Here is a 15,240-nt window from a genome sequence, read left to right on the forward strand (position 1 = left end):
TTGTTATAATGAAAATCTAAGAAAACGCTTACTATGAGGTGAATTAATGTCAAAAACAATTGCAATCAACGCAGGAAGCTCAAGTCTCAAATGGCAACTTTACAAAATGCCAGAAGAGGAGGTCTTGGCAGCAGGTGTTGTCGAACGTATCGGTCTTAAGGAGTCAATTGTTACCGTAACATATAATGGCAAAAAAGAAAGGCAGACGCTGGATATTGCAGACCACGGTCAGGCAGTAAAAATCTTACTTGATGATTTGATTCAATTTGGCATTATCGCTAGCTATGACGAAATTACTGGTGTTGGACACCGTGTCGTTGCTGGTGGTGAAAATTTCAAAGAATCTGTTCTAGTTGATGATGACGTGTTAGCAGAGATTGAAGACTTAGCGGCTCTTGCCCCTCTTCACAATCCAGCCAATGCTGCAGGAATCCGTGCCTTTAAGGAAATTTTGCCTGACATCACGTCGGTGGCTGTCTTTGACACGGCATTTCATACAACCATGCAGCCTCATACCTATTTGTACCCAATCCCACAGAAGTACTACACAGACTACAAGGTGCGTAAATATGGGGCTCATGGGACAAGTCACTTTTATGTTGCTAATGAAGCTGCCAAGTATCTAGGAAAGCCAATCGAAGAACTTAAACTAATTACGGCTCATATCGGTAACGGCATTTCTATTACAGCCAATTACCGCGGCCAATCTGTGGATACCTCGATGGGCTTTACCCCGCTAGCGGGCCCAATGATGGGCACTCGCTCAGGCGATATTGACCCAGCCATCATTCCTTATCTGGTAGAGCATGCTCCTGACCTAGCGGATGCCGCTGCGGTGGTGAACATGCTTAACAAGCAATCAGGACTCCTTGGAGTGTCTGGACTTTCAAGTGATATGCGTGATATTGAGGCAGGACTTCAGGCAAAAGATAAACATGCGGTGCTGGCCTATAACATCTTTATTGACCGAATCAAGAAATTTATCGGTCAGTATTTTGCGGTTTTAAACGGAGCTGACGCCATTGTTTTCACGGCTGGTATGGGGGAAAATGGGCCTCTCATGCGCCAAGATGTCATTGAAGGTCTGTCGTGGTTTGGCATGCACATTGATCCAGAAAAAAATGAAACTCGTGGCATTTCAGGAGAAATTTCAACCCCAGATTCGAAGGTTAAAGTCTTGGTGATTCCAACAGATGAAGAATTGGTTATCGCCCGCGATGTTGAAAAATTGAAAAAATAAGAAAAGAGCTGGCTTCAGCTCTTTTACTCTGTTTCAAAATGAATGGATTTGTCAGTTGTGTCCACGGTCACTTGTCCACCGATGGTAATGGTGAAAAGAGGCTGTGTATGGGCAAAATCCAAGTCATACATCACTGGAACGGTTTTCAGATAAGGGTATTTTTCCAAGATAGCCATGAAAATATCTTCTGTCATCTTAGTTTCTTTTGGAAAGCGCCCAAAGAGGACGGCTTTTGGTTCTGGATAGGCTTGAAAGATAGCTGTCAGATGCCTAAGGATGATTTCATAAGTATCATCTTCGGCTTCCTCTAAGAAGAGAATGTAGTCATTTGGTCGAGGAGCAAATTCAGTTCCTGTCAAGAGGTTGAGGGTCGAAATGTTGCCACCGATAGCTGTACCTGAAGCTCTTCCATGATGGTAAACCTTCCACTCGGTCGGGAAGAAATGGCGAGGTTGGGTCGGGTCGTACCAAGGATCGCTAGACCAGTCGGGGCTTGGTGTCAGGTCGTAGGTATTCGAAGTCACCGCCCTAAGCCAGCTTTCAGTTTGGTATTTTTGGCCGTCAATCATTTTAAAACTACTGTAGCTTGGTCCCATGTAAGTCTGCATGCCGGTCTTGGAGTAAATGGCATTAAGCAGGGCGGTAGTATCAGAGTAGCCACAAAAAATCTTAGGATGTTTGGCAATGATATCGTAATTTAGATAAGGTAAAAGCTCGTTGCAGTTGAAGCCCCCGATGGTGGTTAGAATGGCATCAACGGAGTCATCGGCAAAAGCAGCTTCCAAGTCGGCGACACGACTGGCGATCGAGGCAGAGTAAAAGACATCATTTTCAAAATAATTGTCCGAAAATGAAATCTGAAAACCTAGTTCTTCCAGTTTTTCCTTGGCAGAAAGGTTAGCTTCAAAGCCCCCTAAACGTTCAATAGACGAAGATGGACTGACGATACGGATATGGTCACCTTTGGCAAGTTTTTTCATAAGCGCCTCCTTCGGATAAATTGTTCCTAGTATAGCAGATTTTAAATATGACGTAAAGACCTTAAAATAGAAAAACTGAGACTCGATTTGAAAAAATTCTCCCCAAATTATTTTCAAAGTTTACCGAACTTAACCAGACGAAAAAAACAAAAAAGCCCGAATTTACGGGCTTTTCGTTAGGTTAAATCCTGTTAAAACAGGTATTGAAAGGCGGTAGACGGATTTGAACCGACGATCAAGCTTTTGCAGAGCCGTGCCTTACCACTTGGCTATACCGCCGTAACAGATAGTATTCTATCGTAAAAAGTGCACTTCGTCAAGGGGAAAATGAAGATGATGCATGGCTCAATTTTGTAAACGTCTATTGATAAAGGTACTATAAGCTATTTTTCCATGAAAGAGCAACACGGAATGAGGCACCTGTCTAGAAACCTGAAGGGCAGACAGGTTTTTATATTTTTGTTATAATAGATTGGAATGACAGTAAGCATGATTGAAGACAATAACTACTTTAGTTCAGGGAAAGGATAAGCCATTATGGTCGTAGGAGCAATCTAGCAGAGATAGTCTGGCCTTAAGGTCAGTCAGTTATAGCGACAAGTGTTTTATTATATATTACTAGAAACTAAAGGAACCAATCATGTTTAAACAAACTTACCGTCATAATATTGCTCTTCTTTGGGCAAGTGAATTCTTATCGTTTTTTGGGATAACCAGTTTTTGGTTACTCTTCCTTAGTCAACACGGCATGACACTCTGGCAAATAGGTGTTCTAGAGAGTATTTTTCATGGGACTAGTCTTTTATCAGAAGTACCTTCTGGTATCTTAGCAGATCGCTTTTCCTATAAGACAAATCTTTATGTGAGTCGTTTGGCCAGTATATTATCTGCCCTCTTGATGTTGGTGGCATCTGGTAATTTTTGGGTTTATGCCTTGGGAATGGTTGTCAGTGCTTGGGCCTATAATTTTGACTCGGGGACAAGCTCTGCGATGCTTTTTGAATCAGCTAAAGAGGCTGGTCTTGAGAATAAGTATCTGCGAATTTCTAGCTTTATGTCAGGTGTTTCAGAAGCAACTCGCACCCTTGGAACAGTTTTATCTGGCTTTTTTGTACATGGACTTTTGGATGTTACCTATGTTATTCAAATAGTGTTTGCGATTTTGGCTATGGTTCTGATTTGGTTTATGAAAGAGCCTAGTATTAAAGTTTCTAGGGATAAAAATCCTAGTTTAACAGTGATTATTGAGACGGTTAGGGAGACTTTTAAGTCCAATCCTAACCTGTTAAAATGGCTTTTGACTAGTCAGATTATCTGTGTCCTCATGTGCATGTTTTATTTTTACTATCAAAATGAATTGACGGCTTTGACGTCATGGCAGATCAGCTTAGTCATGCTTTGTTCGAGTGGAATCAACATTGGAGCGGTCTTCTTGGCTAGTCGTATTGGAGAAAAGTGCCAATCTGTAGTCATTTTTCCCTTTATCGTGGGCTTAACAGGTTTACTTTATCTTGTGGCCATTCTTAAAGCGCCGGCTGTCTATGTTGTAATTTATCTCTTGACTGATGGTCTCTACGCTCTTTTTCTGCCTATTTTCACGAATGATTTACAACATAACATTCCAAGTGATGTTAGAGCGACCCTGTTAAGTGTTAATAGTATGTTTTTTAGTCTATCTATGATCATCATTTTTCCTCTAACTGGATTTGTTATTGATTATTTAGGTTTTTCTAAGACTTTTTTATGGCTTGGGCTCCTTCTCCTTGTTTTGGTTCCCGTTTTATTAAAAGAGTATCGATATTTGCCTCAAAAAGAGATATAGGGGAAGAGGAAATAGGAAAAGAAGTGAGAAATTAGCACTATATATCTTGCTTAAACCAAAGAAATTTGGTAAAATAGCTAAGTTGTCTAACAACAAATACTCATTTTAGATGAATTGTGGGCTTGTTGCTCGAAAGAGTGAGTCTGCAAGCTGAAATCTAAAAGAGGACTAAAAAACATAAAGGAGAAACTACTCATGGCAGTAATTTCAATGAAACAATTGCTCGAGGCTGGTGTTCACTTTGGTCACCAAACTCGTCGCTGGAACCCTAAGATGGCTAAGTACATCTTCACAGAGCGTAACGGTATCCACGTTATCGACTTGCAACAAACTGTAAAATTGGCTGACCAAGCTTACGAATTCGTTCGTGATGCAGCAGCAAACGACGCAGTTATCCTTTTCGTAGGGACTAAAAAGCAAGCTGCTGAAGCAGTTGCTGAAGAAGCTGCGCGTGCAGGTCAATACTTCATCAACCACCGTTGGTTGGGTGGAACTCTTACAAACTGGGGAACAATCCAAAAACGTATCGCTCGTTTGAAAGAAATCAAACGCATGGAAGAAGAAGGAGTTTTCGAAGTTCTTCCTAAGAAAGAAGTTGCACTTCTTAACAAACAACGCGCTCGTCTTGAGAAATTCTTGGGCGGTATCGAAGATATGCCACGTATTCCAGACGTTATGTACGTTGTTGACCCACATAAAGAGCAAATTGCTGTTAAAGAAGCTAAAAAACTTGGTATCCCTGTAGTTGCTATGGTTGATACTAACGCTGATCCAGATGACATCGATGTGATTATCCCAGCTAACGATGATGCTATCCGCGCTGTTAAATTGATCACTGCGAAAATGGCTGACGCTATTATCGAAGGACGTCAAGGTGAGGACGCAGAGGTTTCATTCGAAGAAGAAACAGCATCAACTGAATCAATCGAAGAATTGGTAGAAGTTGTAGAAGGTAAATAAGAATTAAGCTACTGTGGTCTTAAGAAAAGCGGATGATTTTAGGAAATTTATCTAAATCACTAGCTTTTTAGTCCGAGTGCCATGTGGCACATAGATAATAGCTCGTGTACACTTCGGCTCGTCTATTGACCGCTAGAAGCGTACGCATCAAAACTTGAACCAACCCAAGAGGGCAGAGCGTTCCTGCTCTGTCCTCTGTTTTGATTCATTGATTTTCAAAAGGCGACGAGGTCGCTGGTTATAGTTACTTTTCGCTATAGTGGAGGTCAGTAGCTCACTATAATTGTTGACAAGGGGCGAGATATTTGCTCACAAAAAGGAATAAAACACTCTTAGAGTGGTCGCCTTCACCCTACACCACCTAAGAAAAGTAACAAAAGAATTCGTAAAAAATAAAGGAGAAAAACCATGGCAGAAATTACTGCAAAACTCGTTAAAGAATTGCGTGAAAAATCAGGTGCCGGCGTTATGGACGCGAAAAAAGCACTTGTAGAAACTGATGGTGACATCGAAAAAGCGATTGAATTGCTTCGTGAAAAAGGCATGGCTAAGGCAGCTAAAAAAGCTGACCGTGTTGCGGCTGAAGGTTTGACAGGTGTTTACGTAAACGGCAACGTTGCAGCGGTTATCGAAGTTAATGCTGAAACTGACTTTGTTGCGAAAAATGCTCAATTTGTTGACTTGGTTAACGAAACAGCTAAAATCATTGCAGAAGGAAAACCAGCTAACAACGAAGAAGCCCTTGCTTTGACAACTTCAACAGGTGAAACTCTTGAGGCAGCTTACATCAACGCAACTGCAACAATTGGAGAAAAAATTTCATTCCGCCGTTTTGCCCTTCTTGAAAAAACTGACGAGCAAGCGTTCGGTGCATACCAACATAACGGTGGACGTATCGGCGTTATCTCAGTAATCGAAGGTGGCGACGAAGCCCTTGCTAAGCAAGTATCAATGCACATTGCTGCAATGAAACCAACTGTATTGTCATACACAGAACTTGACGAGCAATTCGTTAAAGATGAGTTGGCACAGCTTAACCACAAAATTGAGCAAGACAACGAATCACGTGCAATGGTTGGTAAACCAGCACTTCCATTCTTGCAATACGGATCAAAAGCACAGCTTTCTGATGAAGTAATCGCAGCTGCTGAAGAAGCTATCAAAGCTGAATTGGCTGCTGAAGGTAAACCAGAAAAAATCTGGGATAAAATCATTCCAGGTAAAATGGATCGCTTCATGCTTGACAATACTCAAGTTGACCAAGCTTACACTCTTCTTGCTCAAGTTTACATCATGGACGACAGCAAAACAGTTGAGGCTTACCTTGACAGTGTAAATGCAAAAGCAGTTGCATTTGCTCGTTTTGAAGTGGGTGAAGGTATCGAGAAAGCTTCAAACGACTTTGAAGCTGAAGTTGCAGCAACAATGGCAGCAGCTCTTAACAACTAAGTTTGTCTATAAAGACAGAAAAAAGGTGGGATTGCCCTGCCTTTTTTTCGCTTTTATGCAGGCTGACTTAGTTTTTTACACTCAAAAAGGCTTCATAATCTCCACGATGGATTTACCCACTAGGGAAATTTTAGAGCCACTTAGTTTATTTCCAATACTTTTTTGACCATAACAAAACACTCCTCTTGCTAGTTTACTAGAAAGAGGAGTGTTTGTCGTATGTCTCATATTATTGGGCTAGTGCCAACAAATATGATTTCAAACTCGCTTTTACTATTTGAGTTTGGATTTTTGTTTTGTGTCTAAGGGATGCTTTTTCCCAAAAGTACTTTTAGTGGCTAAAGGTGTTTAGACCAAAGATAAGGGATAGACTTCCCATAATGATACCAGCTAGGATAACACCGAGCATGACTGCTGTGACACTGCGTTTGAAATCCCAGTCAAGGATGGATGCAGCTAAAGTACCAGTCCAAGCACCGGTTCCAGGTAGAGGAATGCCCACAAAGAGTAAGAGTGCAAAGAAGACGCCTTTATCACCAGCGGCTTTGGACAACTTTTCGCCTCCACTATGACCTTTTTTAAGACACCAAGTGAAAAATTTTCCAGTAAATGGCTTATCAGCACCCCACTCCAAGACCTTGCGAGCAAAGAAGAAGATGATAGGAACGGGAATCATATTACCAATAACTGAGATAGCTAGAGCCTGGGTGAAGGGAATGCCAGAGGCGATACCAAAGGGGACAGCTCCTCGGAGTTCGATGAGAGGGATCATTGAGATGAGGAGCGTGATAAGATAATTCATGGTTTAGAAATAACCTTTCTGAGTGATACCTTTCTATTTTATCCTATCCTCAGTCAGTGGGCAAGTATTTTGTCGTCAGTTGCTGGAAAACACAAGATTCTGGGTAGCCATCACGGCAGACTCAGAATCTTAATGGTTTAAGCTAAATCGGTGGTTTCCAATAGCTGGTACAGGGCTCCATAGAGATTGGCATCGTTGCCAAAGTGGGTTGGGATAATAGAGAGATCGGCTACATTCATGCTAAGTAGGGGAGAGCCTTCAATGATGATGGCAAATTGGCGGTTGATTTCGTCAATCAAGAGCGGTTGAGAACTAATTCCCCCGCCAATAGCGTAAGTTGTCAAGTCAAGAAAGGCTTGTAGGTTTAAAATCAGATAGGCAATTTGGCGACAGTAGTGTTGGAAAATCGCTAGGGCTTCTTTGTGCCCGTTTTTAATAGCTTCAAAGGCTAAATGCCCATTTTTGAGGTCGCTGTTACCAGTAGCTTGATTGACATCTGAAATCATCTGAACGGCAGAGCCGATGAATCCGACCATTTTTTCTCTCTCAGGTTTACTGGCTTCGAGCACCGACAGGCTGAGCTCGCCGGCCTGAAAATGGGGTCCCGAGCGCAGCTTTCCGTCCAAAATAATCCCACCACCAACACCAGTACCAAGAACGATAACGGCAGCGTCACTAACTCCTTTGAGACTTCCCAGCCAGATCTCAGCTAGGGCAGCGGCTTTGGCGTCGTTTTGAACGCTGACAGGCAGGTCATACTTGTCCTTGATGACCTGAGCCAAGCAGAGCTGATCTAAGTAAGTCAGCGCACCGCCAAAATAAATGGTTCCAGTAGTCGTATCCACCTTTCCAGGCACGCTGAAAGCTACTCCAGAAATTAGCTCTAAATGTTGGTCGATAATGCTGTCAATGCTGGCTAGAAAGCTGTCCAGAGAATCTGTAGGAGTTGGTAATTTGTCGGCAGAGACGAGCTTTCCATTTTCCTGCATAAGGGCGTATTTGATGTTTGTTCCACCGACATCAATGGTTAGATAATATTTCATAATCTACTTACCAAGTTGAATCAGGAAGAAAAGCGTGTGTGTCAAAAGATTGTTTCGACGATTTTCGCATGCTTGACATTCTGATTCATATTTCCTTTCGCGATTAGTCGAGGTCGCGACCGTTTGTGGCAATGACCTTTTTGTACCAATCAAATGATTTTTTCTTACTGCGTTTGAAAGTGCCTGTTCCATCATTGTTGCGGTCAACGTAGATGAAGCCATAGCGTTTTGACATTTCACCAGTACTTGCAGCGACAAGGTCAATACAGCCCCAGGTGGTGTAGCCCATCAATTCGACCCCATCTTCATTGATGGCTTGGTTCATGGCAATGATATGGTCGCGCAGGTAGTTGATACGGTAGTCGTCTGAGACATAGCCGTTTTCATCTGGCTCATCAATAGCGCCAAGGCCATTTTCCACGATAAACATTGGTTTTTGGTAACGATCCCAGATGGTATTAAGGGTGATACGAAGGCCTAATGGGTCGATTTGCCAGCCCCACTCAGAAGCTTTGAGATAAGGGTTTTTCACAGAGGCAAATACATTGCCTTCGGTTTGTTCAACATTTTCTGGATCAGTTGAAACCACTCGGCTTGAGTAGTAGGAGAAGGAGACAAAGTCAACAGTGTGTTCTTTTAGGAGTGTCAGGTCTTCTTCTGTCATATGGATATCTAGCCCTAGCTTTTCAAATTTTTTCTTAGCATAATTTGGATACTGGCCGCGAGCTTGCACATCAATGAAGAAGTAGTTTTCACGGTCTTCCTGAAGTCCAGCCCAGACATCATTTGGATTGCAGGTATTTGGATAAAATTGCCCAGCAGCTAACATACAGCCGACCTTGTTTTCTGGGTCAATTTGGTGCGCAATTTTTGTGGCCAAAGCTGACGCTACCAGTTCATGATGAGCGGCTTGGTATTTGATTTGATCAGGATTTTCATAATCTTCGATGTAAATACCAGCTCCCATAAACGGCGCATGGAGAATCATATTGATTTCGTTAAAAGTAAGCCAGTATTTGACCAAGCCCTTGTAACGAGTGAAAAGAACCGTTACAAGACGTTGGTAAAATTCAATTAGTTTACGGTTACGCCAACCTCCGTAATGTTCAATCAAGTACATAGGGCAATCAAAGTGAGTGATGGTTACAAGTGGTTCGATACCGTATTTGTGGCATTCTTTAAAAACGTTTTCGTAGAATTGAAGCCCGGCTTCGTTTGGCTCAAGCTCGTCCCCTTTAGGAAAAATACGAGACCAACCGATAGACATGCGGTAGGTTTTGAAGCCCATTTCCGCAAAAAGCGCAATATCTTCTTTGTAGTGATGATAGAAATCAATGGCTTCTTTAGCTGGGTAGAGGTACCCTTCTTCAAAGTGATACATTTTTTTCTGGCCGGTGATGATGGCGAATCGGTCTTCACCGATTGGTACAACATCGACGTTGGCTAAGCCACGACCATCGGCGTCATATGCTCCCTCGCATTGGTTTGCGGCTGTTGCTCCGCCCCAAAGGAAGTTTTTTGGAAATTCAGGATATGCTGTCATGAGAAATTCTCCTTGTGTTTAAAGTACGAGCGTGATATGGTTTTCAGGTTTGAGAAGCTCCTCGGCTAGGTAAGGGGTAGGTAGCTCTTGACCATTAAGCATAAGCTTGCTGAAACCTGATTCTTTATGATTTGGATTTTCTACAGTGATATGGAGAACTTTTCCACGGAAGATTTTATCCATTGTAAAGCTGTCCCAGTCTTTTGGAATGGCTGGCGCTAATTTGAGACCAGCAAGGTCTGGACGAAGTCCCAAGATACCTTCGACACAACCTACCATAACAGTTGAGGCAGTTCCTGTCAACCAATGAACATGAGAATGTCCGTGGTTAGGGCTTGCTGGACCTTCAGTAAATTGTCCATAACAGTAGGGTTCCAATTGACGAATATCAGCTTGATCGTTCTGTGCAGCGGGAGCATTTTCCATAAAGTATGTGAAGGCACGCTCACCTTGTCCGCGAAGGGCTTCTGCTAGAATCAACCACCCTTGGGATTGAGAGAAGATTCCTGCATTTTCTTTATTGCCTTGGTTATAAATAACAGCAAGGGCACCATCGAAAGCATGTTTATGGTATGGAGGGTCCATGAGGATAGCACCGTAACTTGTATTGAGGCGGTTAAAGACATTATCCATAGCTAGCTTGGCTTGTCTGTCGTCAGCAAGGCCACTAATAACTGCCCAGCTTTGAGGGTTGAGCCACATATTGGCTTCAGGTGCGCAAGCTTCTCCGATACGCTCGCCTGCTTCAGTGTAGCCACGTACGAAGCGGTCATGATCCCAGCAAAGCTCCTGAATTTTTTGTCCCATTGACTCTTGTTCAGAATCAAGGAAAGTTAGGTAGTCTGCGTCAGCTTTTTCGCGAGCAAAAATCTTCAAGATACTAAGAGCGTAGTAGTATTGCAAAGCGACAAATGACGATTCACCCTGTGCGCCAAGACGGAGACAATCGTTCCAGTCAGCGTGAAGTCCGGCTGGCATACCATGTGGCCCAAGATTATCCATTGAGAACTGGATAGCAGCTTTTAAGTGGTCGTAAACGGTAGCCTCTCCTTTATTGGCGTAAGGGATAACTTCATCAAGGAAAGCAGTGTTTCCAGTCTCCGCGATATATTTGTAGACCGTTGGGAAAAGCCAGAGGGCATCGTCGGCGCGATAGGCTGGATGTCCAGTTTCTTGAACGTAGGAAGCGTCGTCTGGAGTGTCCTCGTGTCCAGGATTGTGAGTGAATTTAACCAGTGGTAGTCCACCGCCGTTATCAACTTGTGCTGATAACATGAAACGAATTTTATCAAGAGCCATTTCAGGAGCTAAGTGGATAATCCCTTGAATATCTTGAACAGTATCTCGGTAGCCGTAGCCGTTACGTAGTCCACAGTAAATGAGAGAAGCTGCGCGTGACCAGATAAAGGTCATGTAACAGTTATAAGCATTCCAAGTGTTAATCATAGTGTCAAAGACAGGACTTGGTGTTTTGACTTGCAAGCTCTCTAGGCGCCCGCTCCATTCTGCGCGGAGTTCATCAACTTCAGCAGTAACGGTTTCTTTAGCATTTTCATAGCTGGCAACAATAGCTTGCGCTTCATTAGAATATTTTTCGCCTAGCACAAAGACAAGAGTCTTACTTTCATTAGGGGCAAGGGTCACTTTGCTTGCAAGAGCGCCACAAGGATTTTCGTTGTAGTTGTTTGTATTTCCAAGATTACCTGAAGTAACCCCGACAGGTTTATCGTAACCATTGTAGCGTCCTAGAAAGGCTTTTTTATCTCCACAGAAAGAAGAAACAGGATGACCTGCTAGACCAAAGAAGCGTTCAGTAACATTTTTTTCGTCAACTTGTTCATCTTCCTCAAGGGCGTTAAGATTGCCGTGAATTTGTTGAACAATACGGTTCTCTTGAAAAGCTGTGCGTGAAATGAAAAGAGAGTATTGTAGATTGACTTGGTCTTGCTCATAGTTGCTGTGGTTAGTAAATTCAGCGTAACCAGTCAAAGTCAAATGACGTTCTTGGTCAGAAGTATTTGTCACGTCAATGGCCCAAACCTCGTAACTTTTACCTTTAGGGACATAATAAGTAGCTTCTGAATGAATCCCTGCATAATCAGCTACCATTTTAGTATAGCCAAGACCGTGGTGACATTTACTGATGTAGTCTTTCAAATCCTTTCCAACGGGTTGCCAAGAAGCAGACCAGAAGTCTTGGCTATCATCATCGCGAAGATAAATGTAGCGGCCGGGTTGGTCAAAGTTGTTGAAGACATAACGGAGAATACGGCCATTGGCGCCAGATTTGGCAAAGCTGTAACCTCCTGCGTTGTTTGAAATGATTGCTCCGTACTCTGGTGAACCTAGGTAGTTAACCCAAGGCGTTGGAGTATCTGGTCTGTCAATCACATATTCACGATTGACATCGTCAAAATAACCGTATTTCATGAAAAGTGTTCCTTACTGTAATGTTATAGTGATGTGATGTGTGTGGTTGTTGAGTTTTTGTAGTTGCTCTTTGCTGATAAAGGCAAAGGCATCATCAGTAATTGGAAGGTCTTGTCCGTCACAAGTTGCAGCAACGACAACATACTGTCCAAAATCTTTGCGTCTAGGATTTTCATAAGTGATTTCCAAGTTTTTTCCTGAAAACTTAGTCAAGATAGTAGCTCTGCCTTTGTCATCGAATTGCTCGGTCAAGAGTTTTGGATAGAGAATCAAATCCCCGGCCTTGCCTTGAACGCCGAAGACCTCGGTAACCATAGTTAGCATGTACCAACTAGCCGCTCCTGTTAGGTAGTGGTAAACACCACGACCATCAGCACGGAAGTACTCTGGAATACCTGGATAGATACGAGATCTTTCAAAATTAAGGCTGGTGTCAGCTAGCGATTTAAGTGCCTTCCAACCTTCTTTGGCAAAGCCACGACGATAGAGAGCGTTGGCATACATGACTGTCATGTGGGAAAAGACGGCGCCGTTTTCTTTTTCGCCATAGGCAAAGCCAAACATGCGTCCGAGGTCGGTTTTGACTTCTCTAAAGTCGGTATTGAGACGGTAGCCTCCGATTTCCTTGCGGTAGAGGTGACGATCAGCGCTGACCGTGATTTTCCTGATTTGGCTATCGGTTGCCACATAGTTCATGATGCTAAAGACCTGTCCAGTTAACATCATATGTGGCATATCCTTGTAATAACCGTCAGTGGCCTTTCCGCTATTATCGTAGTAGGAATTGTACCAGCCCTCGTCTTCATTGATGTCAATCCATTCATTTTCTTGGAGAAAATGGCGGAGCCAGTTAGCTTTTTGAATCAGATTGAGAGCAATCTCTGATAGAGAGATTGTGATTTTATGACCATTGACCTTGTGTTGGCACTGGTTGACATAGTTATCTAAAATCTGTTGTTTGCGTGAGATTTGGTCGTAAATATCAGCATCATTTTTGAGCAGAAGTCCAACCTCTTCTAAAATCTCAATGGATTCAAGTCCTCCTTTATTTTCGAGGAGACGAATAAGGGACGCAAGCTCCATTAGATTACCAGAATAGGCGGCTGTAAAGGCAACGCTCTCTCCATTTTCTTCAGCCATATCCAAGGCGTCATTCCAGTCAGCTCCACGGAGACGATAGATGTTGTGTTGTCCTACTTCATAAAAGCCAGTCAGATGCTGAATGAGGAGGTGCTCTAAGATACTTCCCATATAAACGTCGTCTGATTGTGTGCGTTGCTCATTTCCATAAGCCTCGCTCCAAAACTGGTCAAAGGCAGTCCCCCGCTTGATTTGCGGATCTTTGAAATAGGAAACCTGCTTGTTGAGAATGCCAATATCCCCTGTTTGGTCAATATAGAGCTTGGTGGTTATCAAGGGCCAGAGCGCGTGATCCATCCAGACACGGGCAATACCATTACGGTCAGCAAGAAAATTGCCTCGTCCCTCACCAATAATGGTAGCGTTGGTTCCGTCCAGTCGAACCCCTTTAAAGTTGTTGACAATCATATCGCCGACCTGATTTGGTTCCATGAGTAGAAGTGAAAGGCAGTCTTGCCAAAGATCACGCCAGCCGCGCCCCCCACGACCGTAATCATGATGAGGAAGGAAAGAACAGCCGAAAATACGACGCAAGAAGGGTTGGAAACAAATCCATTTCATCAGTCGGTCAATGTCTTTGTCTGCGGTTTGAAAATTGACACTGACTTTTTCTTGCCAGTAAGTTTTGGTCTCCGCTAACTTTTCTTGGACGCTTTGGACTGTGCTATATGCTTTTGCGACAGGTTCAATTTTTTCAGGGGATTCGCTAATACCAAGGAGGACGATGAAGGATTTTGTTTGACCGGCTTCCAAGGTAAAGGGTTCAAAACTGAAAGCTCCCATAGCTTCACGTCCATCAATCTGAAATCCAGCTTCAACCCCAGCTCTGCCATTATCCTGAATCAAAGCACGAGGATGTGTAAAACTGCCACCTTCGCCGATAAAATCTTCAACGGTAGGGAAAAAGGTTCTTGGAGTATTTCCGTCTTGATCAAAGCCCACAACATAATAGGTATGATGGTTAAGTCTGTGCCCCCGCTCATCAAAGGACATGGTAGGTGTCACATAGATACCCTTCTTGTCCGTCTTGATGCGGTGAAGCATGGAAGTGACATTCCTATGGTCGCGCAGGTTATCGGCGCTTCGCCCAAAGATGGGAATGGCTGCTGTCGCTGTCAGTTCTTGCGGGAAGTCAGCCTTGTTTGTGATATCTACCTGCGTGATTTCTACATTATCATCAGAAGGGATAAAGGAAGTCGTCACCGCCCTGAGCTTAAGCTCAGATAAGTCACGTTCTAGCTGATGCCACATAAAACCTGCGTGAATACAACTGTCCTCTTGGTTAGGGTTAAATTTTTGAGCCTCTTGTTGAGCGGACTGACCCGTCACGGAAGCTAGGAGTCCATCGCCAGTCTTAATCCAAAAATTTCGCGTAGAGCGGCTGTTGTGCAGGTCGTCGACACTAACGGGCTCTAGTAGGAAATGTTCTTGGTCAATCTTAGCGTCACCACCCAAGTTTGGAGCGATAGCACTCTTTAATCCCATTTCTGATGCGAGGGGAAAATAGAGGGAACTGATGTTTTCGGGTTGACGAATGGAAAAATCTCCATTGTCATTTGTAAATGTCAATGGTTTCATAAAAACTTCTCCTTACACTTTCTATCTTATTATGATGATTAAATTGTAAAGAAAAGTCCTCAGATAAAAAACAAGAAAAAGCAAAAAAATATCACAATTATGACATTTTCTAAAAAATCTAAGGGTTCAGGTGCTTCAAAATTAAAAAGCCTTATTATAGAAGAAAGTGACATAAAACTAAACATAAAGCGATTACATTTTTGAAAATATCAATTTATGAGTCGATTTTAAAAAAAATATGCTAAAAAATAGA

The 15,240-nt window shown here is 42.9% G+C and carries 10 protein-coding genes and 1 tRNA gene; 4 read left to right on the forward strand and 7 right to left on the reverse strand.

Features of this window, described 5'->3' with window-relative positions; all coding sequences use genetic code 11:
- The first annotated feature begins 46 nt into the window (after window positions 1-46).
- On the forward strand, window positions 47-1,240 hold the full coding sequence (locus tag G576_RS0104915; protein WP_027973660.1) for an acetate kinase: 1,194 nt from the start codon (window positions 47-49) through the stop codon (window positions 1,238-1,240).
- A 23-nt stretch (window positions 1,241-1,263) separates the two neighbouring features.
- Here the strand turns inward: G576_RS0104915 and G576_RS0104920 are convergent, their stop codons facing one another.
- Complete coding sequence (locus G576_RS0104920; RefSeq protein WP_027973661.1) at window positions 1,264-2,220, reverse strand: S66 family peptidase; 957 nt, start codon at window positions 2,218-2,220, stop codon at window positions 1,264-1,266.
- Between the two features lie 208 nt (window positions 2,221-2,428).
- A tRNA-Cys gene (locus G576_RS0104925) sits at window positions 2,429-2,499 on the reverse strand.
- A 361-nt stretch (window positions 2,500-2,860) separates the two neighbouring features.
- Here G576_RS0104925 and G576_RS0104930 point away from each other — a divergent pair.
- The 3 genes from G576_RS0104930 to tsf all read left to right on the forward strand — a co-directional run bounded on the left by G576_RS0104930 (window position 2,861) and on the right by tsf (window position 6,451).
- Window positions 2,861-4,042, forward strand: coding sequence for an MFS transporter (locus G576_RS0104930; protein ID WP_027973662.1), 1,182 nt, complete (start codon window positions 2,861-2,863; stop codon window positions 4,040-4,042).
- A 195-nt stretch (window positions 4,043-4,237) separates the two neighbouring features.
- Window positions 4,238-5,002, forward strand: coding sequence for a 30S ribosomal protein S2 (gene rpsB / locus G576_RS0104935; RefSeq protein WP_027973663.1), 765 nt, complete (start codon window positions 4,238-4,240; stop codon window positions 5,000-5,002).
- 408 nt (window positions 5,003-5,410) lie between these two features.
- Window positions 5,411-6,451: a translation elongation factor Ts gene (tsf, locus tag G576_RS0104940; RefSeq protein WP_027973664.1), complete on the forward strand. Its 1,041-nt coding sequence runs from the start codon at window positions 5,411-5,413 to the stop codon at window positions 6,449-6,451.
- Between the two features lie 331 nt (window positions 6,452-6,782).
- Here the strand turns inward: tsf and G576_RS0104945 are convergent, their stop codons facing one another.
- The 5 genes from G576_RS0104945 to G576_RS0104965 form a co-directional block, all read right to left on the reverse strand.
- Window positions 6,783-7,253 carry a COG2426 family protein gene (locus G576_RS0104945; protein WP_027973665.1) on the reverse strand — a complete coding sequence of 157 codons (471 nt, stop codon included), beginning with the start codon at window positions 7,251-7,253 and terminating at the stop codon, window positions 6,783-6,785.
- A 137-nt stretch (window positions 7,254-7,390) separates the two neighbouring features.
- Window positions 7,391-8,296: an ROK family protein gene (locus G576_RS0104950; RefSeq protein ID WP_027973666.1), complete on the reverse strand. Its 906-nt coding sequence runs from the start codon at window positions 8,294-8,296 to the stop codon at window positions 7,391-7,393.
- Window positions 8,297-8,399: 103 nt separating this feature from the next.
- On the reverse strand, window positions 8,400-9,839 hold the full coding sequence (locus G576_RS0104955; protein ID WP_027973667.1) for a 6-phospho-beta-glucosidase: 1,440 nt from the start codon (window positions 9,837-9,839) through the stop codon (window positions 8,400-8,402).
- Between the two features lie 18 nt (window positions 9,840-9,857).
- The gene (locus G576_RS0104960) at window positions 9,858-12,269 is read right to left on the reverse strand and encodes a glycoside hydrolase family 94 protein (protein ID WP_027973668.1); all 2,412 of its coding nucleotides are present in this window, start codon (window positions 12,267-12,269) and stop codon (window positions 9,858-9,860) included.
- Between the two features lie 12 nt (window positions 12,270-12,281).
- Window positions 12,282-14,987 (reverse strand): GH36-type glycosyl hydrolase domain-containing protein, encoded by a 2,706-nt coding sequence (locus G576_RS0104965; RefSeq protein ID WP_027973669.1) that lies wholly within the window; start codon window positions 14,985-14,987, stop codon window positions 12,282-12,284.
- Window positions 14,988-15,240 lie beyond the last annotated feature (253 nt).

This window comes from Streptococcus porci DSM 23759, from assembly GCF_000423765.1.
GTDB lineage: Bacteria > Bacillota > Bacilli > Lactobacillales > Streptococcaceae > Streptococcus > Streptococcus porci.

Bases quoted from the DNA above. Each gene is read 5' to 3' on its own strand.
- G576_RS0104915 (WP_027973660.1), top strand. From the start codon at position 47: ATGTCAAAAACAATTGCAATCAACGCAGGAAGCTCAAGTCTCAAATGG.
- G576_RS0104920 (WP_027973661.1), bottom strand. From the start codon at position 2,220: ATGAAAAAACTTGCCAAAGGTGACCATATCCGTATCGTCAGTCCATCT.
- G576_RS0104930 (WP_027973662.1), top strand. From the start codon at position 2,861: ATGTTTAAACAAACTTACCGTCATAATATTGCTCTTCTTTGGGCAAGT.
- rpsB (WP_027973663.1), top strand. From the start codon at position 4,238: ATGGCAGTAATTTCAATGAAACAATTGCTCGAGGCTGGTGTTCACTTT.
- tsf (WP_027973664.1), top strand. From the start codon at position 5,411: ATGGCAGAAATTACTGCAAAACTCGTTAAAGAATTGCGTGAAAAATCA.
- G576_RS0104945 (WP_027973665.1), bottom strand. From the start codon at position 7,253: ATGAATTATCTTATCACGCTCCTCATCTCAATGATCCCTCTCATCGAA.
- G576_RS0104950 (WP_027973666.1), bottom strand. From the start codon at position 8,296: ATGAAATATTATCTAACCATTGATGTCGGTGGAACAAACATCAAATAC.
- G576_RS0104955 (WP_027973667.1), bottom strand. From the start codon at position 9,839: ATGACAGCATATCCTGAATTTCCAAAAAACTTCCTTTGGGGCGGAGCA.
- G576_RS0104960 (WP_027973668.1), bottom strand. From the start codon at position 12,269: ATGAAATACGGTTATTTTGACGATGTCAATCGTGAATATGTGATTGAC.
- G576_RS0104965 (WP_027973669.1), bottom strand. From the start codon at position 14,987: ATGAAACCATTGACATTTACAAATGACAATGGAGATTTTTCCATTCGT.